Origin of the sequence: Xanthomonas sp. NCPPB 3583, from assembly GCF_041475715.2 — a bacterium.
In the GTDB taxonomy this organism is placed as follows: Bacteria; Pseudomonadota; Gammaproteobacteria; order Xanthomonadales; family Xanthomonadaceae; genus Xanthomonas; species Xanthomonas euvesicatoria.
Genome location: NZ_CM191263.1, coordinates 4,707,991 through 4,732,821, shown reverse-complemented (window position 1 = coordinate 4,732,821; position 24,831 = coordinate 4,707,991). Strand labels below are relative to the sequence as shown.

At 66.4% G+C, this 24,831-nt stretch carries 20 protein-coding genes and 1 pseudogene; 16 read left to right on the top strand and 5 right to left on the bottom strand.

All coding sequences use genetic code 11. From position 1 onward, the window contains the following. Window positions 1-45 precede the first annotated feature (45 nt). Entirely contained in the window at window positions 46-714 is a 669-nt protein-coding gene (locus ACCQ07_RS20330; RefSeq protein ID WP_008575987.1) for a response regulator transcription factor, read from the bottom strand. A gap of 182 nt (window positions 715-896) precedes the next feature. Beyond that, entirely contained in the window at window positions 897-2,840 is a 1,944-nt protein-coding gene (gene acs, locus ACCQ07_RS20325; RefSeq protein ID WP_008575986.1) for an acetate--CoA ligase, read from the bottom strand. 296 nt (window positions 2,841-3,136) lie between these two features. On the opposite strand from acs, the gene ACCQ07_RS20320 reads away from it, so the two are divergent. The 5 genes from ACCQ07_RS20320 to ACCQ07_RS20300 all read left to right on the top strand — a co-directional run bounded on the left by ACCQ07_RS20320 (window position 3,137) and on the right by ACCQ07_RS20300 (window position 8,549). After that, window positions 3,137-4,519 carry a DcaP family trimeric outer membrane transporter gene (locus ACCQ07_RS20320; RefSeq protein WP_008575984.1) on the top strand — a complete coding sequence of 461 codons (1,383 nt, stop codon included), beginning with the start codon at window positions 3,137-3,139 and terminating at the stop codon, window positions 4,517-4,519. Window positions 4,520-4,605: 86 nt separating this feature from the next. Beyond that, entirely contained in the window at window positions 4,606-4,923 is a 318-nt protein-coding gene (locus tag ACCQ07_RS20315; RefSeq protein ID WP_008575982.1) for a DUF485 domain-containing protein, read from the top strand. Beyond that, window positions 4,920-6,647, top strand: coding sequence for a cation acetate symporter (locus tag ACCQ07_RS20310; RefSeq protein WP_008575981.1), 1,728 nt, complete (start codon window positions 4,920-4,922; stop codon window positions 6,645-6,647). Before ACCQ07_RS20315 ends, ACCQ07_RS20310 begins: the two co-directional genes overlap by 4 nt. A gap of 688 nt (window positions 6,648-7,335) precedes the next feature. Continuing rightward, window positions 7,336-8,115: an exodeoxyribonuclease III gene (xth, locus tag ACCQ07_RS20305; RefSeq protein WP_122272141.1), complete on the top strand. Its 780-nt coding sequence runs from the start codon at window positions 7,336-7,338 to the stop codon at window positions 8,113-8,115. Beyond that, window positions 8,112-8,549 carry a GFA family protein gene (locus ACCQ07_RS20300; protein ID WP_008575974.1) on the top strand — a complete coding sequence of 146 codons (438 nt, stop codon included), beginning with the start codon at window positions 8,112-8,114 and terminating at the stop codon, window positions 8,547-8,549. The genes xth and ACCQ07_RS20300 overlap by 4 nt, the downstream gene beginning before the upstream one ends. Before the next feature lie 61 nt (window positions 8,550-8,610). On the opposite strand, the gene ACCQ07_RS20295 is transcribed toward ACCQ07_RS20300, so the two are convergent. After that, window positions 8,611-8,862, bottom strand: coding sequence for a GlsB/YeaQ/YmgE family stress response membrane protein (locus ACCQ07_RS20295; protein ID WP_005914591.1), 252 nt, complete (start codon window positions 8,860-8,862; stop codon window positions 8,611-8,613). Between the two features lie 126 nt (window positions 8,863-8,988). Between ACCQ07_RS20295 and ACCQ07_RS20290 the strand changes: the two genes are divergently transcribed. Continuing rightward, a complete protein-coding gene (locus tag ACCQ07_RS20290) occupies window positions 8,989-9,585 on the top strand; it encodes a 4'-phosphopantetheinyl transferase family protein (protein ID WP_372363615.1) in 597 nt (198 codons plus the stop codon). A 16-nt stretch (window positions 9,586-9,601) separates the two neighbouring features. Here the strand turns inward: ACCQ07_RS20290 and ACCQ07_RS20285 are convergent, their stop codons facing one another. Both ACCQ07_RS20285 and ACCQ07_RS20280 read right to left on the bottom strand, forming a co-directional pair. Beyond that, a complete protein-coding gene (locus ACCQ07_RS20285; protein ID WP_372363614.1) occupies window positions 9,602-11,173 on the bottom strand; it encodes an alkaline phosphatase D family protein in 1,572 nt (523 codons plus the stop codon). Window positions 11,174-11,344: 171 nt separating this feature from the next. Next, the gene (locus ACCQ07_RS20280) at window positions 11,345-12,973 is read right to left on the bottom strand and encodes an alkaline phosphatase D family protein (protein WP_372363613.1); all 1,629 of its coding nucleotides are present in this window, start codon (window positions 12,971-12,973) and stop codon (window positions 11,345-11,347) included. Between the two features lie 223 nt (window positions 12,974-13,196). Between ACCQ07_RS20280 and rsmG the strand changes: the two genes are divergently transcribed. From rsmG to rpmG, 10 genes and pseudogenes are all read left to right on the top strand, one after another. Next, window positions 13,197-13,835, top strand: coding sequence for a 16S rRNA (guanine(527)-N(7))-methyltransferase RsmG (gene rsmG, locus ACCQ07_RS20275; RefSeq protein ID WP_008575964.1), 639 nt, complete (start codon window positions 13,197-13,199; stop codon window positions 13,833-13,835). Between the two features lie 315 nt (window positions 13,836-14,150). Then, window positions 14,151-15,968, top strand: a complete 1,818-nt coding sequence (locus ACCQ07_RS20270) for a DUF885 domain-containing protein (RefSeq protein ID WP_008575963.1) — start codon at window positions 14,151-14,153, stop codon at window positions 15,966-15,968. A 120-nt stretch (window positions 15,969-16,088) separates the two neighbouring features. Next, window positions 16,089-16,365: pseudogene (locus ACCQ07_RS20265) on the top strand (hypothetical protein); the annotation flags it as partial. A gap of 87 nt (window positions 16,366-16,452) precedes the next feature. Further along, window positions 16,453-16,836, top strand: a complete 384-nt coding sequence (locus tag ACCQ07_RS20260) for a DUF2946 family protein (protein WP_372363612.1) — start codon at window positions 16,453-16,455, stop codon at window positions 16,834-16,836. Window positions 16,837-16,891: 55 nt separating this feature from the next. Then, window positions 16,892-18,163, top strand: a complete 1,272-nt coding sequence (locus ACCQ07_RS20255) for a TolC family protein (protein ID WP_008577210.1) — start codon at window positions 16,892-16,894, stop codon at window positions 18,161-18,163. Window positions 18,164-18,345: 182 nt separating this feature from the next. Further along, a complete protein-coding gene (locus tag ACCQ07_RS20250; RefSeq protein ID WP_057680784.1) occupies window positions 18,346-19,617 on the top strand; it encodes an efflux RND transporter periplasmic adaptor subunit in 1,272 nt (423 codons plus the stop codon). A gap of 534 nt (window positions 19,618-20,151) precedes the next feature. Beyond that, a complete protein-coding gene (locus ACCQ07_RS20245) occupies window positions 20,152-23,364 on the top strand; it encodes an efflux RND transporter permease subunit (protein WP_372363611.1) in 3,213 nt (1,070 codons plus the stop codon). Next, on the top strand, window positions 23,361-24,008 hold the full coding sequence (locus ACCQ07_RS20240; protein WP_008572494.1) for a cation diffusion facilitator family transporter: 648 nt from the start codon (window positions 23,361-23,363) through the stop codon (window positions 24,006-24,008). The genes ACCQ07_RS20245 and ACCQ07_RS20240 overlap by 4 nt, the downstream gene beginning before the upstream one ends. A 259-nt stretch (window positions 24,009-24,267) precedes the next feature. Further along, window positions 24,268-24,504, top strand: a complete 237-nt coding sequence (gene rpmB, locus ACCQ07_RS20235) for a 50S ribosomal protein L28 (protein ID WP_002809459.1) — start codon at window positions 24,268-24,270, stop codon at window positions 24,502-24,504. A gap of 13 nt (window positions 24,505-24,517) precedes the next feature. Continuing rightward, window positions 24,518-24,685, top strand: a complete 168-nt coding sequence (rpmG, locus tag ACCQ07_RS20230; RefSeq protein ID WP_002809462.1) for a 50S ribosomal protein L33 — start codon at window positions 24,518-24,520, stop codon at window positions 24,683-24,685. The last annotated feature ends 146 nt before the right edge of the window (window positions 24,686-24,831 follow it).

The following is a 24,831-nucleotide window of genomic DNA, read 5'->3' as shown; positions in this document are numbered from 1 at the left end:
CCTCACCGATCAACCCCAACGCACGCAGTCCTACACCTGCGCGCGTCAGTCTTCTTCCGGCGGCGGCAGCACGATGCCGTCGGCATCGATGGCGAGCTTGCCGGCCATCAGCACTGCCTGGGTGCGATTGGTGACGCCGAGCTTGCGCAGGATTGCGGTGACATGGGCCTTGATGGTGGCTTCGGATACGCCCAGGTCGTAGGCGATCTGTTTGTTGAGGCGCCCCGCGCCCAGCATCTGCAACACGCGAAATTGCTGTGGCGTGAGATCGCGCAGACGCTGGCCAACCTCGCGTTCCTCGCTGTCGGTCGGCGGCAGGTTTTGCGCTTCGGCCGGGATCCAGCGCTCGCCATCGAGCACGGTGGCCAGCGCCCGCCCGATGGTGTCCGAATCGGCGGATTTGGGAATGAAGCCGAACGCGCCGTGGTCGATCGCGCGCCGCATCACCGTGGGCTCTTCGCGTGCGGAGACCACCACCACCGGCAACTGCGGATGCAGCGAGCGCATGTGCACCAACGCGCTGAATCCCTGTGCGCCGGGCATGTTGAGATCCATCAGCAGCAGATCGGCGTCCGGCTGCGCATCGGCCAGGGTGTACAGCGCATCCACGTTATCGGCTTCGAACAGTTCGACCCCCGGCATCACGCGCTGCACCGCCCCGCGCAAGGCTTCACGGAACAGGGGATGGTCGTCGGCGATGAGCAGGGTGGTCATGGTGGGGCCGGGATTGGGGATTGGGGATTCGTAAAAGCAGGGATGTTGGGATTCGTAACTGCCCGCACGCATTACTGTTCGACAATGCAGATCCGGAGATGAAAATGGAAAGAGATTGGAAAGCCGCTTCTGCGAATCCCCAATCCCCAATCCCGAATCCCGAATCCCGGCCCTTCGGCGCGTCAGCGCGCCAGGCGCTCGTTGACCAGCGAATCCACTACCGACGGATCTGCCAGCGTGGAGGTGTCGCCGAGCTGGTCAGGCGCGTTCTCGGCGATCTTGCGCAGGATGCGGCGCATGATCTTGCCCGAGCGGGTTTTGGGCAGGCCGGGCGCCCACTGCAAGTGGTCGGGCGAGGCGATCGGGCCGATCTCCTTGCGCACCCAGCTGACCAATTCCTTGTGCAGGTCTTCGCTCGGGCTCTGCCCGGCGATCAGGGTGACGTAGGCATAGATGCCCTGGCCCTTGACGTCATGCGGGAAGCCCACCACGGCCGCTTCGGCGACCTTGGGGTGCGAAACCAGCGCGCTTTCCACTTCGGCGGTGCCGATGCGGTGCCCGGAAACATTGATCACATCGTCCACGCGGCCGGTGATCCAGTAGTAGCCGTCGGCATCGCGACGGCAGCCGTCGCCGGTGAAGTAGCTGCCCGGATAGGTGCGGAAGTAGGTGTCGATGAAACGCTGGTGGTCGCCGTACACGCTACGCATCTGGCCCGGCCAGGAATCGAGCAGCACCAGATTGCCTTCGGTGGCGCCTTCCAGAATCTTGCCTTCGGCATCGACCAGCGCCGGCTGCACGCCGAAGAACGGCAAGGTGGCCGAGCCCGGTTTGAGATCGACCGCGCCGGCCAGCGGCGAAATCAGGATGCCGCCGGTTTCGGTCTGCCACCACGTATCCACGATCGGGCAACGGCTGTCACCGACCACCTCGTAATACCAGCGCCAGGCTTCCGGATTGATCGGCTCGCCAACGCTGCCAAGCAGGCGCAGGCTCTTGCGCGAGGTCTTTTTGACCGGTTCCGCACCGTCGCGCATCAGCGCGCGAATCGCGGTGGGTGCGGTGTAGAAAATGGTGACCTGATGCTTGTCGATCACTTCCCAGAAGCGCGACACGTTCGGGTAATTGGGCACGCCTTCGAACATCACCGCGGTGGCGCCATTGGCGAGCGGGCCATAGACGATGTAGCTGTGGCCGGTGACCCAGCCCACGTCGGCGGTGCACCAGTAGATGTCGTCCTCGCGCAGGTCGAACACCACTTCATGCGTGTAGCTGGCAAACAACAGATAGCCGGCGGTGGTGTGCAACACGCCCTTGGGTTTGCCGGTGGAGCCGGAGGTGTAGAGGATGAAGAGCGGGTCTTCGGCGTTCATGCGCTCGGGTGTGCACTCGGCCGGCTGGCCGTCGACCACATCGTGGAACCAGCGATCGCGCGGTGCCTGCATCTCCACTGCGCCACCGGTATGGCGCACCACCAGCACGGTTTCCACCGTATCGGTGCCGGGAATCTTCAGCGCTGCATCGACATTTGCCTTGAGCGGAATCTTCTTGCCGCCGCGCAGGCCTTCATCGGCGGTGATGATCAGCTTGCTCTGGCAATCGATCACGCGGTCGGCGATCGAGTTGGCGGCAAAGCCGCCGAACACCACCGAATGCACCGCACCGATACGCGCGCAGGCGAGCATGGCCACAGCGGCGTCGACGATCATCGGCAGATAGATGGTGACCCGGTCGCCCTTCTTGACGCCCAGGTTGCGCAGCGCATTGCCCAGCTTGCAGACGCGCTCGTACAACTCGCGGTAGGTGACCGGGTAGGAGGCCGCATCCGGGCTGTCGGGTTCGAACAGCAGTGCGGTCTTGTCGCCGCGTGTGGCCAGCTGGCGGTCCAGGCAGTTGACGCTGGCGTTGAGCTCGCCATCGCCGAACCAGCGGATATGGAAGTCGTCCAGCGCGTAGCTGACGTCCTTGATCTGGGTGGGTTGCTTGAACCATTCGAGCCGCTGCGCGGCCTTGCCCCAGAACTGTTCGGGGTGTTCGATCGATTCGCGGTACAGCGCGGCGTACTGCTCGCGCGTCACGCGCGCATCGGCGGCGAACGCGGGATCGACGGGATAAACATCAGCCATGGCACCCTCACTTGCGATGAACTTGTCGGAAGAGGGCGTTGCGGCTGCCCTCGGTAGACAATCAGTGTGCCGCATCCATTCTGTCCCGGCGGTCAACGGCGCCTTAGACCATGGTCGTAACCGGGGTGAGTGCGCCAACGCACATGCCAGACGTGCTGCGGTGCGACCATCGGTCATCTTGCGCAATGCTGCGTTGCAGCTACGACCAAAGGCGAATAGGCTCCGAAGCGCGGACTGCCTCACGCTCCGCACAGCATCGCCATCAAGCGCGAGGCCTTCATTGGGGAGAGGGTTCCATGAAACACCGTATTGCACCGCTGGTGCGCCATCCGTTGGCGGCCGCCTTGTTCGTGGCCACCATTTTGCCGGGCGCTGCGTTCGCCCAGACGTCCAAGGAAAAGGCACTGGAAGCGCGTATCGCCGAGCTCGAGCGCCAGGTCCAGATGCTGGTGTCTGCGCAGCAACAGCAGCAGGGCCAGATCGCGCAGACGCAGACGCAGGTCACCGAAGTGCGCACCTTGCAGGCGCAGACGCCGCCTGCACCGGCGGTGCCGGCCGGCAAGAAGCCGATCCAGCTGACCAGCATCACGCCGAACGCGTTGCCGGGGACAACGTTCCGTTACGGTGGTTTCATCAAGGCCGACTTCATGACCACCCGTACCAGCGACGGCGCATTGCCTGAGGGTGCGGTGGGGCGTTACCTGTATATCCCGACCCAGACGCCGGTCGGCGGGCAGGCGTCCAGCACCGATACCGACTTCCATGCCAAGTTCTCGCGCTTCAATCTGGGCGTGGACACCGTCACCGAAAACGGCGACAAGCTCACCGCCTTCATCGAACTGGATTTCTTCGGCAACGCGCTGGCCAACCAGGTCAACAATCTGTATGGCGGTACCTTGCGGCACGCCTACATGAGCTGGAACAACTGGCTGGCCGGTCAGACCTGGTCCAACTTCATCGATCCCACCATCCTGCCGGAAGCGGCCGACATCGTCGGGCCGACCGACGGTGCGTTGTTCAGCCGTCAGACCCAGATCCGGTACACCCGCGGCGCTTTCAGCGTGTCGGCCGAAAACCCCGAGACGCTGACCACCCCGTACCAGGGCGGCAACACCATCCTGGCCTCGGACCATGGCGCGATGCCGGACCTGACTGCACGCTACAACTGGAAGGGCACCTGGGGCACCTTCGGTCTGTCGGCCATTGCGCGCCAGTACCGCACCCGCAGCGCGCTGACCAACGACACCGACTTCGGCGGTGCCATCGCCGGCGGCGGCCGCTGGATCATCAACTCCAAGAACGATCTGCGTTACCAGCTCAGCTACGGCGAGGGCCTGGGACGCTATCTGGGCCTGGGCAACGGCTCGGATGTGGAGATCGACATCGACGGCAATATCCAGACCGTCACCACGGTTGCCGGTTGGGTGGCCTGGCGCCACGACTACAACGCCAAGCTGCGCAGCACCCTCATGTACTCGCGCGTGAATTACGACCATTCGCTGGCCAATACCGGTGGGCTTGCCAGCAAGTCCCAGCAAAGCATTCGCGCCAACGTGTTCTATTCGCCGTTGCCGAAGGTGGATGTGGGCGCCGAGCTGATGTACGGCCGTCGCGAAGCCGAAAACGGCGACAGCGGCGATATCTCGCGGCTGCAGTTCACCACCAAGTACAGCTTCTAGCGTTCTGCCACTGGCGGCCTGCTCCACTGCGGTGGAGCGGGCATCGCCGCCTTATGTCTTACCAGCGCTCTACCAGGAGACAGACCATGACCGTCTCGAATGACGCGTTGATCGCCAAGATCGATGCCAATCCGAAGTACCACGCACTCAAGCGTCAGCGCAACACGCTGGGCTGGACGCTCACCATACTGATGTTGCTGGCCTATTACGGCTACATCGGCCTGATTGCCTTCGACAAGGAATTCCTCGCCAAGCCGATCGGTGCCGGCGTGACCTCGATCGGCATCCCGATCGCGATCGGGGTGATGGTGTTCACCATCGTCATCACCGCCATCTACGTGCGTCGCGCCAACAACACCTACGACCAGCTGACCGCGCAGATCCTGGAGGAAGCCCGCAAATGAGCAAGACTTCGCGCCTTCTCCTGATCCTGGCCGGCCTGGTGCCTGCCGGCATCGCGCTGGCCGCCGGCGGCGACCTGGGCCAGGTCGACAAGCAGCCCACCAACTGGGTGGCGATCGCCATGTTCGGCTTCTTCGTGCTGGCCACACTGTGGATCACCAAATGGGCGGCGGCCAAGACCAAGTCGGCCGCCGACTTCTATACCGCTGGCGGTGGCATCACCGGTTTCCAGAACGGCCTGGCGATCGCTGGCGACTTCATGTCGGCGGCCTCGTTCCTGGGCATCACCGCTGCGGTGATGGCCAACGGCTACGACGGCCTGATCTATGCGATCGGCTTTCTGGTCGGCTGGCCCATCCTGACCTTCCTGATGGCCGAACGCCTGCGCAACCTCGGCAAGTACACCTTCGCCGACGTGGCCGGTTACCGCTTCGCGCCGACGGCGATCCGCAGCTTTGCGGCGTCGGGCACCTTGGTGGTGGTGCTGTTCTATCTGATCGCACAGATGGTCGGTGCCGGTGCGCTGATCAAGTTGCTGTTCGGCCTGGACTACTGGGTGGCGGTGACCCTGGTCGGCGTGCTGATGATGATCTACGTGTTGTTCGGCGGCATGACCGCAACGACCTGGGTGCAGATCATCAAGGCCGTGCTGCTGCTGACCGGCGTGACCTTCATGGCCGTGGCGATCATGTGGCATTTCAACTTCAGCTTCGAGGCGCTGTTTGCCGAAGGCGTGCGGGTGAAAACCGCGGTCGCGGCCAGCGGTGGCGCTTCGCCCGAGGATGCAGCAAAAGCAGGCTTGTCGATCATGGGGCCGGGCGGTTTCGTCAAGGACCCGATTTCGGCCATTTCCTTCGGCATGGCGCTGATGTTCGGTACCGCCGGCCTGCCGCACATCCTGATGCGCTTCTTCACCGTTCCCGATGCCAAGCAGGCACGCAAGTCGGTGCTGTGGGCCACCACCTGGATCGGGTACTTCTACATCCTGATCTTCATCATCGGCTTCGGTGCGATCGCACTGGTGTTGACCAACCCGCAGTTCGCCGATGTCGCCACCGGCACCATCCACGGCGGCAAGGGCGCGGCCAACATGGCGGCGGTGCTGGTCGGCAACGCGGTGGGCGGCAACGTGTTCATGGGCTTCATCTCGGCGGTGGCCTTCGCCACCATCCTGGCGGTGGTGGCCGGCCTGACCCTGTCCGGCGCCTCGGCGGTGTCGCATGACCTGTACGCCACGGTGATCAAGAAGGGCAACCCGGCGCCTGGTTCGGAGCTCAAGGTCTCGCGTGCCACCACCCTGGTGCTGGGCGTGATCGCGGTGCTGCTGGGCATCGTGTTCGAGAAGCAGAACGTGGCCTTCATGGTGTCGCTGGCCTTCGCCATCGCCGCCTCGGCCAACTTCCCGGTGCTGATCCTGTCGTTGCTGTGGAAGAACTGCACCACCCGTGGTGCAGTGACCGGTGGTTTCCTCGGCCTGATCTCCTCGCTGGTGCTGACGATCCTGTCGCCGTCGGTGTGGGTGGACACGCTGGGCAACGCGGCCGGCTCGGCGCCGTTCCCGTACACCTCGCCGGCGCTGTTCTCGATGACGATTGGTTTTGTCGGCATCTGGTTGTTCTCGGTGCTGGATCGCAGCCCGCAGGCCGCCAACGAACGCGCTGCCTTCAAGGCGCAGCAGATCCGTGCCGAAACCGGCCTGGGTGCCAGTGGCGCCTCCGGTCATTGATCGACGGGTTGATGGTTGCTGTGATCGCAAAACGCCGGCCCAGTGCCGGCGTTCTGCGTTTTGGCGATGCGGCCGCTGTTGGGGCGGCCCGGCCAGGGACATGTGCGAGATGCCCGCACGGACCTGGCCCAGGTGGCTGCGTGTTCGCGGTGGTGCGTGCACAATCCGGTGCCACGGCTGAGGTCGGCACGGGTGAGTAGGCCGGCCAGACGCAGGCGGTCGAGCATGTCGCGCTCGTCAAGGCTCAGGCCGGGGAAGGCAGGCGACTGCGGTGGCGACGCGACTGCGGCGGATGACGGCATGGCCGGCGGTCTCATGGGGGTCAGGCCAACTTATCCACTTCGACCGGGCGGGTTGCTTCACGCCAAGTGATTGAATGATGGCGGCTGTCCGGTGCAGGTGCCCGCCTCGTGCCTTCGCTCACGGGCGGCGGCGCCCGACCGGCAGCGCCCGCGCATAGGCGCAGGCCGCTCGCCAACGGTCGGCGGCAAGCGCGTCAGTTGCGCTGATCCACTGCGCCAGCTCACAGGGTGGCGCCGATGACGCACGCCAGGCCGGCACGCGCGCCTTCCCACACACGGCACGGCAGCGCGTGGCGGAATAGCCCGGTTCCGCCACGCCGGGCTCCACCGTCCTGAGGGCGACGCATGGCGCGGTACCATTGGTGGTTTGAACCACGGTCCGCGCCATGAAGATTGCCTCCTGGAACGTCAACTCGCTCAATGTGCGCCTGCCGCACCTGCAACAGTGGCTCGCCGCGTTTGCGCCGGATGTGGTGGGCATCCAGGAAACTAAGCTGGAAGACCACAAGTTCCCCGATGCAGCGCTGGCGGCACTGGGCTACCGCAGCGTGTTCTGCGGGCAGAAAACCTATAACGGCGTGGCGATCCTGTCGCGCTCGCCGGCAGTTGACGTGCAGATGGGCATCCCCGGGCTCGACGATGTGCAGCAGCGCGTCATCGCCGCCACGGTGGATGGCGTGCGCATCATCAATCTGTATGTGGTCAACGGCCAGGACGTGGGCACCGAGAAGTACGCCTACAAGTTGCGCTGGCTCGCCGCAGCGCACGACTGGATCGCGCAGGAGCTGCAGCGGTACCCGCAGCTGGTGGTGCTGGGCGACTTCAACATCGCCCCGGACGCGCGCGACGTGCACGATGCAACGGTGTGGAACGAGCACCACATCCTCACCTCGACCGACGAGCGCGCCGCGTTGGACAAACTGCTGGCGCTGGGCTTGCACGACGCATTCCGGTTGCACAACCAGGACGCCGAGCACTTCAGTTGGTGGGATTACCGCCAGGCCGGTTTCCGCCGCAATCTGGGCTTGCGTATCGACCTGACCCTGGTCTCGGACGCGTTGCGCACGCGCGCGGTGGAATCGGGCATCGACCGCGAACCGCGGACCTGGGAGCGGCCCAGCGACCATGCGCCGGCGTGGGTGCGGCTGGCGGAGGTCGGCGCATGAGCGAGCGGCATCTGCGTCGTAGCACGCACAAGGTGGGCGATGTCACGCTGGGGCCGGTGCATCGCCTGAGTTGCCACTGCGGTGCAGTGCAAATCGATCTGGATCTGCCGCATGGCCTGCTCGATCCACGCCGCTGCGATTGCTCGATGTGCCGCCGGCGCGGCGCCATCGTCGCGTCGGTCACCCTCGATGGCCTGCATGTAGTGCAGGGCGAGGAAGTGCTGCAGCTGTATCAATTCAACACGCAGACCGCAGCGCATTATTTCTGCGGCGTGTGCGGCATCTACACCCATCACCGGCGCCGCTCCAATCCCAACGAATACGGCTATAACGTCGGCTGCCTGGAAGGCGTCAATCCGTATGCGTTGAACATCGCCGTGCCGGTGGAAGACGGCGTGCACCACCCGGCCGATCGCATTGCCGCGAAAGGCTGAAACGACAACGCCCGGGCAGGCCCGGGCGTTGCGCGACGCGAGAGCGGTGTGAGGCGCTGCGTTAGCGCAGGCGGCCGCGGGTCACCAGATTGACGATGGCCAGCAAGATCACCGCACCCACCAGCGACCACACGAAGGTCCACAGCGTAATGGCCTGGTTGATGCCGCCACCAAACAGGAAACCGGCGATCAGTGCGCCCACGATGCCCACCACCACATTGAGGATGATGCCCTGCTGCGCGTCGCGGCGCATGATGATGCTGGCCAGCCAACCCACGATGCCGCCGACGATCAACCAGATGATGATGCCCATGTTGCTGATCTCCATGTTCGCGTGCACCGGAAGTGGTGCATGGGCGCCATTGGACGCAGCTGCGCGTGAAGCAGCTGTCGAGCGCGATGAACGGTGTGGCCGAATGTTCGGCTTGGTGCACGGCGCGTGACAGCGCATGCGAGCTGGCAGGTTGGCCCGGTGCAGCTGTGGCTACGCCCGCACCGCCCCGGCGAGCGTGGCGAGCCGCAGGCGCGTCAGTTGCTCGGCCCGGCCTTGGGCATCGACCCGGCAGTGGTGCCATTGCAGCGCGATGCACGCGGGCGTCCCTCGTTGCAGCCGGCGCTGCCCGACCGCGATACCGGTTGGAGCCACAGCGGCGACTATCTGCTGGTAGGGCTGGGCCAGGGCGTGCGACTGGGCGTGGATCTGGAGCGCATTCGTGCGCGCCCGCGTGTGCTGGAGATCGCGCAACGCTTCTTCCATTTCGATGAAATCGCCTTGCTCGCTGCGCTGGCGCCGGACGCACAGCACGCGTTGTTCTTCCGGCTGTGGTGCGCCAAGGAAGCCTTGCTCAAGGCCCATGGGCATGGCCTGTCGTTCGGCTTGCACCGGCTTGCGTATGCGCCCGCGCCCGACGGCGCACTGCGCCTGCAGTGGTGCGATCCGGAACTTGGCCAGGCCGAACACTGGCAGCTGCACGAATGGTGGGCCACTCCAGAGTGCCGCGCCGCATTGGCGTTCCATCCGTTGGCGGACGCGTAATCCGTCCGCCGCGTTCCTACGCCACGCCGTGCGGCAGAATCGGTTGACGGAACTGCGCCACCCCATCCAGGTCGCGCAACGTCACCGTGAGGACGCCGCTGCGGCCATCAATGTCCACTTCGCCAAAGAACTGGTAACCGGCCAGCGGCGAGGTGTTGGGCGCAGGTGGCGCTTTTTGAAACACCACGCTCGGGCCGAACGTGGCATCCAGTGCATTGGGCCCGAAACTGCCGGCATTGAGTGGGCCGCCGACAAATTCCCAGAACGGTTCGAACTGCTGAAACGCGGCGCGATCGGGGTGATAGTAGTGCGCCGCGCAGTAATGCACGTCGGCGGTGAGCCACACCGTATTGCGGATGCGTGCGCGGCTGATGAAGCGCAACAGCGTGGCGATTTCCTGTTCGCGGCCACGTGGCACGCCGGGGTCGCCATTGGCAATCGCCTCCCAGCGCGGGCGCCCGTTTCCATCTTCGCCATCTTGCACCTGCAGGCCGATCGGCATGTCGGCGGCAATCACCTTCCATTGCGCGCGCGAGCCGGCCAGTTCGCGCTGCAACCACGCCAGTTGCTCCGGCCCGAGAAACGCGGCATCGGGACCGGGCCGCGGTTGCAGGTTGTCGCTGTTGGCGCCGCGGTAGCTGCGCATGTCCAGCACGAACACATCCAGCAACGGGCCGTAGGCAATCTTGCGGTAGATACGCCCGCTGCCGTCGGCACGCACACCGCGCATCGGCGCATATTCCAGGAACGCCTGGCGGGCGCGCCTGGCCAGCACGTCGATGTCGCGCACCTGATAGCGCGCATCCAGTTGCTTGCCGGGCGACCAATTGTTGGTGGTTTCGTGGTCGTCCCATTGCCACAGTTGCGGCACCTCGGCATTGAAGCGGCGTACGTGCGCATCGAGCAGGTTGTAGCGATAGTTGCCGCGAAATTCGTCCAGCGTCTCGGCCACCTTGCTTTTGGCCGCGGTGGTGAGATTGCGCCAGCGCTTGCCGTCTTCCACCGTCAGCTCGGCCGGGATCGGGCTGTCGGCGTAGATGGTGTCGCCGCTGTGCAGGAAGAAATCCGGATTGCGCTCGCGCATCGCCGAGTAGATGCGCATGCCGCCGATGTCCGGGTTGATGCCGAAGCCCTGGCCAACCGTGTCGCCGCTCCAGACAAAGCGCACATCGCCACGCGCCTGCGGTGCGCTGCGCAGATGGCCGTGGACGGGCGCGCTCAACACACCGCTGTCGGCATCTTCGAAACGCACGCGATAGAAGATGTCCTGGTCGCGTGGCAGGCCGCTCAGGTCCGCACGTGCGGTGAAGTCGTGCGCCGCCGATGCGATCGTGCCGTCCACGCGCCGCGCCTGACGCAGGCTTGGGCGGGTGTCCCATTCCACCCGCAACCGCGCCGGGCGGTCGGCACGGCTCCACAGCATCGCGCGGTCGTCCAGCACATCGCCGCTCTGCACCCCGTCGGTGATGGTGGGTCGTCCCGACGGCGCGGCCAGGCTGCGCGCAGACCAAGCGGCAGTGGCCGGCAGCAACACACCGGCACCCAAGCCTTGCAGGATGCGGCGACGGGCGGGATCGGAGACGGTCATGCGTGTCCTTCAGGCGGCTGCGGCTGCGTGCAGGTGTAGCGCCGCCGTCTTACCGCCACGTGTCCGTGACCGCCCCCGGGCGCGTTAACGCGATGGGCCGCACAGTGCGCCGCGAGCAGGATGCCGCGCGCACCAGCCTCGGGGCAGTGCGTCCGCGGCTGCCGCCCCGGCTCAGGCCTCCACTGCGCCGGGTCTGCCGTCCTCCACCACGAAGCGCTTGGTGGTCGACACCGTGGCGTTGCGGTCGCGCCGATCGGAGATGCCCTGCAGCCGGGTTTCCATCTGGCCCGGCGTAAGCGTCACCGACACATAGCCGCGCGTTTGCCCGTCCACGTAGTGCACATGCGGGTTGGCTGCCATGGTCGCGTGCAGTTCGTCGTTGCTCTGGCCGTCGGAGGTGATCGAAGTGCCGACGAATTCGGTAGCCAGCGTTGCCGACGCGTCGTCGGCCGGATCGGCCTTCAGGTCGGTGACCCAATACGAGTGGATGTCGCCGCCCCAGAACACCGGGTTGCGCAGGCGCGTTTTGGCAATCGCATCGAGCATGCGCTCGCGCGTGGCCGGGTAGCCGTCCCAGCCATCGGTCCAGTGCCCGACCACGCCGTCGCGCCCTGCCTGGCGCATCGGTGCCACCAGCAGATCCTGCGCAATGACATTCCAGCGCGCGGGCGACTGCGCGAAGCCGCCATGCAGCCAGCGCTCCTGCTCCCAGCCGAGCATGGTGCGCTGCGGGTCGGTGCGCTGGCGGCAACTGTCGGCCACCACATGGCCGCCGCGCCAGCCATTGGCTTGCGGGCAGGGCTGCTCGCTGCGGTACTGGCGGCCATCGAGCACATAGAAACGCGCCAGCTGGCCGTAATCGAAGGAGCGGTAGATGCGCATGTCCGCGCCGTGCGGGCGATGCCGCGCTCGCAGCGGGAAATGTTCGTAGAAGGCGCGGTAGGCGGCAGCGCGCCGGGCCAGAAAGGTGTCGACCGGAATCGAGGGGTCCTGCGACCAGCGATTGGCGTAATCGTTCTGTACCTCGTGGTCGTCCCAGGTCGCCACGCAGGCGCTGCCGGCGTGCAGCGCCTGCAGGTCCGGGTCGGTGCGGTAGAGCGCGTAGCGGTTGCGGTAGCCGGCCAGATCCAGGCATTCGCCGCTGCCGTGCGGGCGCACGATCTTGTGCGCCGCCTCGCCGTGGTTGCTGTACTCGTAGATGTAATCGCCGAGGAAGAACACCAGGTCCGGCTGTTCCGCGGCCAGGTGGCGGTAGGCACTGAAATACCCCAGTTCCCAGTGCGAGCAGGAGACAAACCCGAACCGCGCTGCGTCCGGGGTCCGATGTGCCGCCGGCAGGGTGCGCGCACTGCCGATCGGGCTGCGTGCACCCAGGGCCTGAAAGCAATACCAGTAGGGACGATCGGCCGCCAAACCGGTGAGCTCCACGTGCACCGCGTGGCCCCAGGCGGGACTGGCGACGGTCTCGCCCTGGCGCACGATGGTGCGCATCTGCGGGTCGCTGGCCACCTGCCAGCGTACCGGCACCGCTGCGCGCAAGCCGCCGCGTCCGTCCGGGTCCAGCGGGCGGGGTGCCAGCCGTGTCCAGAGTACGAAGCCATCGGCCAACGGGTCGCCGGCGGCAACGCCCAGCGTGAAGGGATCGGCACTGCCGCTGGCGCGTGCGAACGGGCTGAGCAGCCCCGCCGCGGCCAGGCCGGCGCCGGCAATGAGGATGCGCCGCCGGCTCGGATCCGGTGGCGCCAGCGTGGCAGCGCAATCAGGCAGCGGTGAGGCGGCAGACGGGTCGATCACAGGCATGGTCAAAACGGCAGGCAAGCAGACACGACCATGCTGTGGCCACGGCATGTCCGTTTTGTGTCACGTGTTGCAGCGTCACTGCCGGTGGTTCAGCACAGCCAGCCACGGCGCGGCCGGGCAGCATGCGGCAGGGCAATGGCCTGCCGAGGCAACCACGCCATTCCCAGCCGCATGCAAAGATCGGTGCGCGCATGCCCGCCAGCCCAGCTGCGATAATCGCGCCATGAACGATGCCGCACTCGCCCCCGATGTCTCTGCCGCGCTCGAACGCGGCCTGCAGGCCCAATCCCTGGATGCGGCCTTCGCCGCACCGCTGCTGCGCTACCTGGCCCTGCTGGTGCGCTGGAACAAGACCTACAACCTCACCGCCGTGCGCGACCCGCGCGAGATGGTCACCCGCCATCTGCTCGATTCGCTGGCCATGCAGCCCTACATCGCCAGCGGTACCCTGGCCGACCTTGGCACCGGCCCCGGCTTGCCCGGCATCCCGCTGGCGATCACCCGCCCGCAGCTGCAGGTGACGCTGGTGGAAAGCAATGGCAAGAAGGCGCGCTTCATGCGCGAGGCCTTGCGCCATCTGGAGTTGGGCAACGCTCGCGTGGCCGAATCCCGTGCCGAAGCGCTGGACGAGCCGGCCGCCTACGACCACCTCACCGCGCGCGCGCTGGACACGCTGGCCGGCATCATCGCCGTCGGCGGCCACCTGTTGCGCCCGGGCGGCAGCCTGTTGGCAATGAAGGGTGTGTACCCGCACGAGGAAATCGCCGCATTGCCGGCCGGCTGGACCGTTGGCGAGGTGCACCCGCTGCAGGTCCCCGGCCTGGAGGGCGAGCGGCACCTGGTGGTGGTGCGCAAGGGCTGAGCCGAAGCCGCGTCGGCCGGTCCCAAGCGGCCCTCACCCCGACCCTCTCCCGCAAGCGGGAGAGGGGGCGATACCGCACTCACCAAGAGCGTCTCGTCCTTCCCTGACAAACCTAAAAGTCCCTTCCCCCGCCTGCGGGGGAAGGTGCCCGAAGGGCGGATGGGGGCAGTCCCCCTGACACGCCCGTCAATAACAGGGCAGCACCGACACTCCAGCCATGCCCCTGCACCAGCCCGTGTTGGGACTTCCGGCCCATGGCAGCACGCCCGGGTGCTGCCATGATCGGGCGTTCGCTCCAGATCAGGCTTTCCGCACGTGACCTCTCCGCTCGCCGCCGCACTCTCGCTCGCCCTGCTGGGCGCAGGCTTCGCCGCCCCCTCGGCGCAGGCCGCCACGCCACCGGCCCCGGCCACGCTCACCGCCGAGGCACCGGCCGATGCACGCTTTCGCGCGATCTACGAGAAAGAGTGGGCCTGGCGCCAGGCCGAGACCGGCCAGGCCGACGAAGACAGCGACACCACCGGCGACAACACGCATCTGCCCGATGTCAGCGCGGCCGCGCAGCAGGCGCGTCTGGCGGTATGGGACGGCGTACTCAAGCAGCTCGACGGCATCGACCCGAAGCAGCTCTCGCCGGCCAACCAGATCAACTTCGCCATCTACCGCCCGCAGGTGGAAAACCTGGCCGCCGAAGTGCGCCTGCGCCTGTACGAAATGCCGTTCAATTCGGATAGCTCGTTCTGGTCGAATCTGGGCTTCATGGCGCAGCGGCCGATGAAGACCGCGGCCGAGTACCGCGCCTACATCGCGCGCCTGAACGATGTACCGCGCTATTTCGACCAGCAGACGGTCAACATGCGCGCCGGCCTGGCACGCGGATTCAGCGTGCCGCGTGCCGTGCTGGACGGGCGCGATGTCTCCATCGCCACCGTGGCCGATGTCAAAGATCCCACCGAATCCACTTTCTACGCGCCGTTCAAGCAGCTGCCTGCGCAGATCCCGGCGGCCGAGCAGGCGCAACTGCGCGAACAGGCCAAGGCCGCGTTGCGCACCGCCGTCCTTCCGGCCTACAGCAAGCTGCTGACGTTCTTCCGCAACGACTACATGCCCAGGGCGCGCACCACGCTGGCGGCCGAAGCACTGCCCGACGGCAAGGCGTTCTACCGTCAGCAGATCCGCGAATACACCACGCTGGAACTGACGCCCGAGCAGATCCACCAGATCGGCCTGGACGAAGTGGCGCGCATCCAGACCCAGATGAACGCCATCATCCAGCAGGTGGGTTTCAAGGGCAGCTTCGCGCAGTTCCTGGCCTTCCTGCGCACCGACCCGCAGTTCTACGCCAAGACCCCGCAGGAGTTGCTCGATCGCGCCGCATGGATTTCCAAGCGCGTGGACGGGCAGGTGGGCAAGTTCATCGGCACGCTGCCGCGCGGGCGCTTCACCATCAAGCCGGTGCCCGACGATATCGCCCCGTTCTGGACCGCCGGCCGCGGCGGCGCCACCACCTATTGGGTCAACACCTACAACCTGCCATCGCGGCCGCTGTACAACCTGCCGGCGCTGACGTTGCACGAGTCCTCGCCGGGTCATTCGCTGCAGGGGTCGCTGGCGCTGGAGCAGGGCGAGCAACCGGCGTTCCGGCGCGAGAACTACATCTCTGCTTACGGCGAGGGCTGGGCGCTGTACACCGAAAAGCTCGGCCAGGAGATGGGCATCTACGAAACCCCGTACGAAGAATTCGGCCGGCTTACCTACGAGATGTGGCGCGCCTGCCGATTGGTGATCGACACCGGCGTGCATCACGACGGCTGGAGCCGCGCGCAGGCACTGGCCTATCTGCGCGACCGCACCGCGCTCAGCGAGCACGAAGTCACCACCGAAGTGGACCGCTACATCTCCTGGCCAGGCCAGGCGCTGAGCTACAAGCTGGGCGAGATCACCATCGTCAAGCTGCGCGCCGAGGCAGAAAAGGCGCTGGGTGACCGCTTCGACATCAAGGCCTTCCACGATGTGGTGCTGCGCCAGGGCTCGGTCACCTTGCCGGTGCTGGAGCAGCAGGTGCGCGCCTTTATCGCCGAGAGCAAGGCACGCCCGATAGACGCCAAATCGGCCGGTCGCGCGGCGCCGTGATGCTGGGTCGCATTGCCGACCGCCGGCCAACCTTCTAGTGCGGTGAGGGCATCGCGCCCTCAAGGTCTTCGCGTTTGCTGCAGGGCCCTTGCCCGCCCACCATCGCGGGACACGCCGCAAGTGCGTCCATGTAGGCTCCGTGGCGGCATCCATGCCGCCAAGGGCCCCACGACGGTAGGCGGGCAAGGACCAGTCGCGTTGGTGTGCAGCGTTTTCAACAAGCAACCAGCAGACCACCGGACGTGGCTCTCGCTCTTCAGTAAGAATCACCAGCCAACTGTCTGGTGCGGTGTCCTCGCCGCTTGCGGGACCGTTGGCGGCATGGATGCCGCCATCGAGCCCCCATGGACGGGTTGACGGTGTGTCCCGCGAGCGGCGAGGGCATCGCGCGCTCGAACCACCGAGCTTTGAAAGCCACCGAGCATCAAACAACGCAACACCCCGTGCAATTGTGTAACCACCCCGGCCCCTATACGCTGCGCCCATGCTGCTTCCTCGCGCCCGCCTGTCGGACCCGTTGCTCCGCCTGATGGCGTTGCTGGTGCTGGTCATGGGCGTGCTGGTTGCACCGGTCGCCTGCGCACTGGGCGATGTGCATGCGCTGGCGCACGATCAGGCGCATCTGGACGACACCGCACCGCATGGCCATGACGGTGCCGACGAAGGCGATGCCGGCGAACGCGACGGTGCCGGTTTGCTGCATGCCTTGATGCACAGCGGCTACTGCCACGGGCACAGCCCGGCCATGCTGCCGGCGTTGGCCTGGGGCCCGCTGCCTGCAGGCGCACACGGGCAGCCGCCCGTGCTGACCACCGCCTACCGCTCGCATCTGAGCGAGACCGGATTGCGTCCTCCGATCGCGGCCTGATGCATCGCCGGCAGCTGCCGGCCTGTCCATCGATCCCGATTCCGGAGACACCCTCATGTGGTTGCGACTGACGGCGCTTGCCGTCTTCGCGGTGGTGCCGTGCGCCAAGGCGCAGGACCTGCCGCCCAAACCCGTGCTGACCCTGGACGACGCCATTGCACGCGTCGCCCGCCAGCACCCCGATCTGCGCCTGGCCGATGGCCAACGCGCGGTCCTCAGCGCCGAAGCCGAGCGCGACGCACTGCGTCCGCCGTTGCGGATCGGTGCCGAACTGGAAAACGTGTTCGGCACCGGCCCCACCCGCGCGCTGGACCAGGCCGAACTCACCGTCACCCTGGCCGGCGTGCTGGAACGCGGCGGCAAGCTCGACGCCCGCCGCACCCTGGCACAGGCCCGCATCGATGCGCTGGCACCGCAACGCGCCCTGGCCCGGCTGGACGTCTTGGCCGAGGTGGCACGGCGTTACCTGGCCATCGGCATGGCCGCGCAGCGGCACGCGGCGGCACTCGAAGCGCTGGCCCAGCGCCAGCGCACCGTCAGTGCTGCGCGCCAACGGCTGCAGGCCGGCGCATCGCCCGAATCGGTGCTGCTGACCGCCCAAGCCCTGCAGGCGCGCGCAGAACTGGAGCGCGATCGCGCGCAGCAGGAGCTGCTGGCCGCACGCCGCCAGCTGGCGGTGTTGTGGGGCGATCGCACGCCGGACTTCGGCGCCATCACCGGCGACCCGTTGCAACTGCCGGCGATTCCCGAGTTCGAGGTATTGGCGCAACTGCTCGACGCCACGCCGGAACTGGCACGCTTGAACGGCGAGCAACGCGTGCGCGAAGCACGGGTGCACTTGGCACGCAGCCAGGCGCGCCCGGATCTCGACTGGCAGGTGGGCGTACGTCGGCTCGAAGGCAACGAGGCCACTGCGTTGCTCGGCAGCGTCTCGCTGGCGTTGGGTAGCGCTACACGCGCGCAGCCGGAGATTCGCGCCGCCGAAGCGGAACTGGCGTTGCTGGACATCGAACGTCAATCGCAGGCGTTGGTGCTCTACGCCACGCTGGCCGATGCGCATGGCCGCTACCGCGCGACACAGCTGGAAGTGACGCGCATGCGCGAGGATGTACTGCCGGCGCTCGCACGCGCCGATGCCGCCGCCGAGCGCGCCTATCGCGCCGGCGCCACCAGTTATCTGGACTGGGCGCAGCTGCAGGCGCAACGCAGCGATGCACGCCAGCAGCAACTGGCCGCCGCACTGGAAGCACAGACCGCGCTGATCGAAATCCAGCGCCTGACCGGGCAGCCGTTCGTGCGCGAGCCTGCCGCGCAGGTGACGCCATGACTGCTGTTTCGGTACTGCGTTTTGATGCCGCGCGTGAGGGCGTTGTCGGAATCGCCGCATCTGCAGCGATGTCGGCACCCAGCGCTCGCCAAACGGTGCCCACCCCAGGCGCACCTTCTTCGCAACCCACTTCCATTCGTTCGCCCGACGCAGTGCGTCGGCGCCAACCAGGACCACCTTCGATGACACGTTTCATGATTGCGCCGCTGCTGCTGGCGCTGGTGCTCAGCGGCTGCAGCCGCAACAGCGACGCAGCGCACGAAGACCACACAGGGCACGCCGCCGAAGGCGAGGCGGGCGCCGATGCGCACGCTGATGAAGCCCAGACCGGCACGCACGGCGGGCGGTTGCTCAGCCAGGACGGCGACAGCGTGGAGCTGGCCATCGCCGAAGACGGCACGCCGCCTACGTACCAGGCCTGGCTGTACCGCGATGGCAAACCATTGCCGGCCACCGCCGGCAAGGTGGAGGTGCATCTGACCCGGCTCGGCGGTATCAATGAAGTGCATCGCTTGCGGCCGCGCGACGACGGCAGTCTGCTGGCCGACAGCACGGTCGGCGAGCCGCATTCGTTCGATGTGGAGGTGCGCGCCACCGTGCAGGGCAAGACCCATCGCTGGGCCTATCCCAGCTATGAAGGCCGCACCACCATCGCGGCGAAAGTCGCGCAGGACGCCGGCATTCGTGTTGCGCCGGTGGGCGCCGGCAGCATTGCCGACCAGCACGAAGTGCAGGGGCTACTGACGCCGGCAGAAGGCGCGCAAGCACAGGCGACCGCGCGTTTTCCCGGCCCGGTACGCAGCCTGCGCGTCAACGTGGGCGACCAGGTACGCGCCGGTCAGGTGCTGGCCACGGTGGAGAGCAATCTGAGCCTGACCACCTATTCGGTGAGCGCACCGATCAGCGGCACCGTGCTGGCGCGTAATGCCAGCCTGGGCAGCAATGCCAGCGAAGGCCAGGCCTTGTTCGAGATCGCCGACCTGTCCACCTTGTGGGTGGATCTGCACATCTTCGGCGCCGACGCCGGGCATATCACCGCCGGCGCACCGGTGACGGTCACGCGCATCAGCGATGGCGTCGTGGCGCAAACGAACCTGGAGCGTGTATTGCCCGGCACGGCGACGGCGAGCCAGAGCACGGTGGCGCGCGCGGTGCTGCGCAATAGCGATGGTTTATGGCGGCCTGGCTCTGCGGTGAAGGCGCGGGTCACGGTGGCGCAGCAACCGGCAGCGATGGTGGTGCCGGTGGGGGCGTTGCAGCGGTTCCGCGACTGGGACGTGGTGTTTGTACGGGTGGGCGATGTCTACGAAGTGCGGCCGGTGAAGCTGGGGGCGCGCGATGCGCAGCAGGTGCAAGTGTTATCGGGCTTGGCGGTAGGCGATGCGGTGGTGGTGGAGCAGAGTTATCTGGTGAAGGCCGATATCGAAAAGTCGGGGGCTTCGCATGATCATTGATCGCGTTGGTTTGTGTGGCAGTGCGTTGTCGAGTGGGGGCGTTTGTTGGGTGCAGGGGGATGTGCCACGTCCAAGGCCTTCGCGCCCTCTTGGGCTAGGGCGGGGGCTTTCGCGGCCCTTCGGGCTAGGGCAAAGGCTTTCACGCCCTGTCGGGCGCGAGTCACTTTTCTTTGCTTGTGCAAAGAAAAGTAACCAAAAGAAAGCACACCCCGTCCTCGCGCCCTCCGCGCCTGCGGCGCTGCGGGTTCGCAAGGCCGGCAGAAATTTTTGTAAGGGACGTCCCTGTCCCTTACAAAAACGTCGCGCATCCATGCGCGCCGCCCTGCGGGTTGTATCTGCCAGCCTTGCCGCTGCGGTATGGGGCCCCGAAAGCAAACAACAACAACAGCAACAGCAGCAGCGCTGCTGTGTGGGTGGTGGTTTGTTCGGCGTGTTGCGCGACTGCGCGGTAGGGAAGCGGTGCTCTCGATCGGGGGCAGGGCGAGGGCAACGACCGGCGCGGCGCGGTGCCGGGTGTGCACGGAGGAGCGTGTCATGCTGACCAACATCATTCGCTTTGCGATCGCGCAGCGGTGGTTGATGCTGGCGTTGACCGGTGTGCTGATTGCGATCGGGGCGTGGAGTTTTTCGCGCTTGCCGATCGATGCAACACCGGACATCACCAACGTGCAGGTGCAGGTCAATACCGCAGCGCCCGGCTATTCGCCGCTGGAATCCGAGCAGCGGGTGACGTTTCCGTTGGAGACAGTGCTGGCGGGCTTGCCGGGTCTGGAATCCACCCGCTCGCTGTCGCGCTATGGCTTGTCGCAAGTCACGGCGGTCTTTGCCGACGGCACCGATCTGTATTTCGCGCGGCAACAGGTGGCCGAGCGTCTGCAGCAGGTCAAGTCGCAATTGCCTGCCGATCTGGAGCCGCAGCTGGGACCGATTGCTACCGGCCTGGGCGAGATCTTCATGTACACGGTCGAGGCCAAGCCGCATGCGCGCAAGTCCGATGGCAGTGCATGGACGGCGACCGATCTGCGCACCTTGCAGGATTGGGTGGTGCGCCCGCAGTTGCGCAATGTGCCGGGCGTGACCGAGGTCAACACCATCGGCGGGTATGCGCGGCAGATTCATATCACGCCCGATCCGGCGCGCCTGGTTGCGCTGGGTTTCACGCTGGACGACGTTGCCCAGGCGGTCGAGTCCAACAACCGCAACATCGGCGCCGGCTATATCGAACGCAACGGCCAGCAGTTTCTGGTGCGGGTGCCGGGGCAGGTGGACGACATCGCGCAGATCGGCGCAATCGTGCTGGATCGGCGCGCCGGCGTGCCGATCCGCGTGCGCGATGTGGCGCAGGTGGGCGAGGGCCGTGAGTTGCGCACCGGTGCCGCCACCCAGGACGGCAGCGAAGTGGTGCTCGGCACGGTGTTCATGCTGGTCGGTGCCAATAGCCGCACCGTGGCGCAGGCCGCAGCGCAGCGGCTGGAGGTGGCCAATGCCAGCCTGCCGGCCGGCGTGCAGGCAGTGCCGGTGTACGACCGCACCGCGCTGGTGGACCGCACCATCGTCACCGTCGCCAAGAACCTGATCGAAGGCGCATTGCTGGTGATCGTGGTGTTGTTCCTGTTGCTGGGCAACGTGCGCGCAGCGCTGATCACGGCCGCAGTGATTCCGCTGGCGATGCTGTTCACCCTCACCGGCATGGTGCGTGGTGGCGTGTCCGGCAATTTGATGAGCCTGGGTGCGCTGGATTTCGGCCTGATCGTCGATGGCGCAGTGATCATCGTAGAGAACTGCCTGCGCCGCTTCGGCGAAGCGCAACGCCGGCTGGGGCGCGTGCTCGAACGCGATGAGCGCTTCGCGCTCACTGCCGAAGCCACTGCCGAGGTGATCCGCCCCAGCCTGTTCGGCCTGGGCATCATCACCGCGGTGTATCTGCCGGTGTTCGCGCTCACCGGCATCGAAGGCAAGATGTTCCACCCGATGGCGATCACCGTGGTGCTGGCGCTGACCGGCGCGATGCTGCTGTCGCTGACCTTCGTGCCGGCAGCGATCGCGTTGCTGCTCGGCGGCAAGGTGGCCGAGCACGACAACCGCGCAATGCGCTGGGCGCGCGGCGTCTACGCGCCATTGCTCGAACGTGCGCTGCGCCACGGCCGGTGGGTCGGCATTACAGCGTTTGCAACGGTGGCGCTGTGCGCGGTGCTGGCCACGCGCCTGGGCAGCGAGTTCATCCCCAATCTGGACGAAGGCGATATTGCGCTGCATGCCCTGCGCATTCCCGGCACCAGCCTGGAGCAGGCCATCACCATGCAATCCACGCTGGAAAAACGCATCAAGCAGTTTCCGGAGGTGGCGCATGTGTTCGGCAAACTCGGCACCGCCGAAGTGGCCACCGACCCGATGCCGCCATCGGTCGCCGATACCTTCCTGATCATGCATCCGCGTGCGCAGTGGCCGGATCCGCGCAAGCCCAAGGCGCAGTTGCTGGCCGAGATCGAGGAGGCGGTGAAGCAGCTGCCCGGCAACAATTACGAGTTCACCCAGCCGATCCAGATGCGCATGAACGAGCTGATCTCCGGCGTGCGTGCGGATGTGGCGATCAAGGTCTATGGCGACGATCTGGACACGTTGGTCCAGCTCGGGCAGCGCGTGCAGGAAATCGCCGGCGCGGTGCCCGGTGCGGCCGATGTGAGTCTGGAACAGGCCACCGGTTTGCCGATGCTGGCGGTGGTGCCCGATCGCGCCGCGTTGGCCGGCTACGGGCTCAATCCCGGCGTGGTGCAGGACACCGTGGCGGCGGCCGTAGGCGGGCAGGAGGCCGGGCAATTGTTCGAAGGCGACGGGCGCTTCGACATCGTGGTGCGCCTGCCCGAAGCCCTGCGCCAGGACCCGACGGCGCTGGCCGATCTGCCGATCCCGCTGCGTGGCGATGGCGAACGTGCCGATGCGGACGAGTCCAGCCGCGCGGCAGGCTGGCGCAGTGGCGAGCCGACCACCGTGCCGCTGCGCGAGGTCGCCAAGGTCGACACCGTGCTGGGGCCCAACCAGATCAACCGCGAAGACGGCAAGCGCCGCATCGTGATCACGGCCAACGTGCGCGATCGCGATCTGGGGAGCTTCGTGGCCGAGGTGCAGCAGCGCGTCAAGGCACAGGTCAAACTGCCGACCGGGTACTGGATCGGCTACGGCGGCACCTTCGAGCAACTGATCTCCGCCAGCCAGCGCCTGGCCTGGGTGGTGCCGGGCACCTTGGTGCTGATCTTCGCGCTGCTGTACTGGTCGTTCGGTTCGTTGCGCGATGCGGTGGTGGTGTTCAGCGGCGTGCCGCTGGCGCTGACCGGCGGCGTGGTGGCGTTGGCGCTGCGCGGGCTGGCCTTGTCGATTTCCGCCGGTGTGGGCTTTATCGCGTTGTCCGGGGTGGCGGTGCTCAACGGTCTGGTGATGATCGCCTTCGTGCGCAGCCTGCGCGCTGACGGCATGCCGCTGGAGCAGGCATTGCGCGAAGGCGCGCTGGCGCGGCTGCGACCGGTGCTGATGACCGCATTGGTGGCCGCGCTGGGCTTTGTGCCGATGGCCTTCAACGTCGGTGCCGGTGCCGAAGTGCAGCGCCCGCTGGCCACGGTGGTGATCGGCGGCATCGTCTCCTCCACCCTGCTCACCCTGCTGGTATTGCCGGTGCTGTATCGCTGGCTGCATCGGGAGCGGGCGCCACGCGTCGCATCGCTTCCCACGCAGCCGCACGGGGGCACGCCATGAGCGATGCCTGCTGCGGCTGCGGCAAGACCCTGGATGTGGCCGCCATGCAGGCGCGCCAACGGCGCGTCCTGTGGTGGGTGCTGACGATCAATATCGGCAGCTTTGCGCTGATGTTGGCCGGCGCGCTGCACAGCGGCGCGGCCTCGCTGCTGTCCGGCAGCCTGGACAATCTGGGCGATGCACTCACCTATGCACTCAGCCTGGCTGTGGTTGGCGCCAGCCTGACCGCCAAGGCGCGGGTGGCCCTGCTCAAGGCCGGCATGATCCTGCTGGCGGCGCTGGCGGTGGCAGCCGAGATCGGCTGGAAACTGGCCCACCCACAGCTGCCGCTGTTCCAGAGCATGGGGGTGGTGGCGGGGCTGAACTTCGCGGCCAATCTGGTCTGCCTGCGCCTGTTGTGGCCCTACCGTAGCGGCGACATCAACCTGGCATCGGCCTGGGCCTGCTCGCGCAACGATGTCTACGAGGGCGTGGCGGTGCTGGCGGCCAGCGCAGCGGTGTGGGCGTTCGGCAGTGGTTGGCCGGACCTGCTGATCGCAGGGGTCTTGCTGCTCTTGTTTCTGCGCTCGGCCTGGCAGGTGGCGCGTGGTGCCTGGGCGGAACTGCGCCGGGTCGCTGCGCCAGCGCAAGCCGGAGGCGGGTGATCGCGCGTTGGCACCGTTGCCGGGTGCACCGCCGACCGCGTCCGGGCAGGTAGCGTAAGTGCTTGCGGCACATAGGAAAGCCGTGCATAATGCGCGGCTCGCTGTGCCCGGATCGCTCCGGATGGCGGTACCCAGCGCAATGGGGTTTCCGGCCTGTTCCAGCGTAAGTTCTTGATTCCCAACGTTGCGTGACAGCCCTGCGCTGTCGGGGCCGCCGCTCCCCAGGCTATGGGTGGCAATTCATTTATCGAGGTGCGTAATGTCCCGCGTATGCCAAGTGTCCGGCAAGCGTGTGCAGACGGGTAACAACGTCTCCCACGCAAACAACAGAACCCGTCGCCGCTTCCTGCCCAACCTGCACGAGCGTCGCTTCTGGGTTGCCAGCGAAAACCGCTGGGTGAAGCTCCGTGTTTCCGCGCATGCATTGCGCACCATCGACAAGAACGGCATCGATGCCGTTCTGAAAGAGCTGCGTGCGCGCGGCGAAAAGGTCTGAGGAGTAAGCAGTCATGGCAAAAGGCAAGCGTGACAAGATTCGTATGATTTCCTCGGCCGCTACCGGCCACTTCTACACCACGGACAAGAACAAGAAAAACACGCCGGGGAAGATGGAAATGATGAAGTACGACCCGGTCGTGCGTAAGCACGTGATGTACAAGGAAGGCAAGATCAAGTGATCGACTGATCGCTGGATCCGCTTTCAAGCAAACACCCGCCGCAAGGCGGGTGTTTGCGTTTGTGGGGTTGGGGAATGGTGTTGATGCGTGCAGGTGCCGATGGCAGTGTGATTTCCACTATCGGGTTGCCAGCCAAGCCCAAGAGA

Bases quoted from the DNA above. Each gene is read 5' to 3' on its own strand.
- ACCQ07_RS20280 (WP_372363613.1), bottom strand. From the start codon at position 12,973: ATGCCTGTGATCGACCCGTCTGCCGCCTCACCGCTGCCTGATTGCGCT.
- acs (WP_008575986.1), bottom strand. From the start codon at position 2,840: ATGGCTGATGTTTATCCCGTCGATCCCGCGTTCGCCGCCGATGCGCGC.
- xth (WP_122272141.1), top strand. From the start codon at position 7,336: ATGAAGATTGCCTCCTGGAACGTCAACTCGCTCAATGTGCGCCTGCCG.
- ACCQ07_RS20255 (WP_008577210.1), top strand. From the start codon at position 16,892: ATGTGGTTGCGACTGACGGCGCTTGCCGTCTTCGCGGTGGTGCCGTGC.
- ACCQ07_RS20330 (WP_008575987.1), bottom strand. From the start codon at position 714: ATGACCACCCTGCTCATCGCCGACGACCATCCCCTGTTCCGTGAAGCC.
- ACCQ07_RS20300 (WP_008575974.1), top strand. From the start codon at position 8,112: ATGAGCGAGCGGCATCTGCGTCGTAGCACGCACAAGGTGGGCGATGTC.
- rsmG (WP_008575964.1), top strand. From the start codon at position 13,197: ATGAACGATGCCGCACTCGCCCCCGATGTCTCTGCCGCGCTCGAACGC.
- ACCQ07_RS20310 (WP_008575981.1), top strand. From the start codon at position 4,920: ATGAGCAAGACTTCGCGCCTTCTCCTGATCCTGGCCGGCCTGGTGCCT.
- rpmG (WP_002809462.1), top strand. From the start codon at position 24,518: ATGGCAAAAGGCAAGCGTGACAAGATTCGTATGATTTCCTCGGCCGCT.
- ACCQ07_RS20315 (WP_008575982.1), top strand. From the start codon at position 4,606: ATGACCGTCTCGAATGACGCGTTGATCGCCAAGATCGATGCCAATCCG.
- ACCQ07_RS20260 (WP_372363612.1), top strand. From the start codon at position 16,453: ATGCTGCTTCCTCGCGCCCGCCTGTCGGACCCGTTGCTCCGCCTGATG.
- rpmB (WP_002809459.1), top strand. From the start codon at position 24,268: ATGTCCCGCGTATGCCAAGTGTCCGGCAAGCGTGTGCAGACGGGTAAC.
- ACCQ07_RS20285 (WP_372363614.1), bottom strand. From the start codon at position 11,173: ATGACCGTCTCCGATCCCGCCCGTCGCCGCATCCTGCAAGGCTTGGGT.
- ACCQ07_RS20240 (WP_008572494.1), top strand. From the start codon at position 23,361: ATGAGCGATGCCTGCTGCGGCTGCGGCAAGACCCTGGATGTGGCCGCC.
- ACCQ07_RS20320 (WP_008575984.1), top strand. From the start codon at position 3,137: ATGAAACACCGTATTGCACCGCTGGTGCGCCATCCGTTGGCGGCCGCC.
- ACCQ07_RS20250 (WP_057680784.1), top strand. From the start codon at position 18,346: ATGACACGTTTCATGATTGCGCCGCTGCTGCTGGCGCTGGTGCTCAGC.
- ACCQ07_RS20245 (WP_372363611.1), top strand. From the start codon at position 20,152: ATGCTGACCAACATCATTCGCTTTGCGATCGCGCAGCGGTGGTTGATG.
- ACCQ07_RS20295 (WP_005914591.1), bottom strand. From the start codon at position 8,862: ATGGGCATCATCATCTGGTTGATCGTCGGCGGCATCGTGGGTTGGCTG.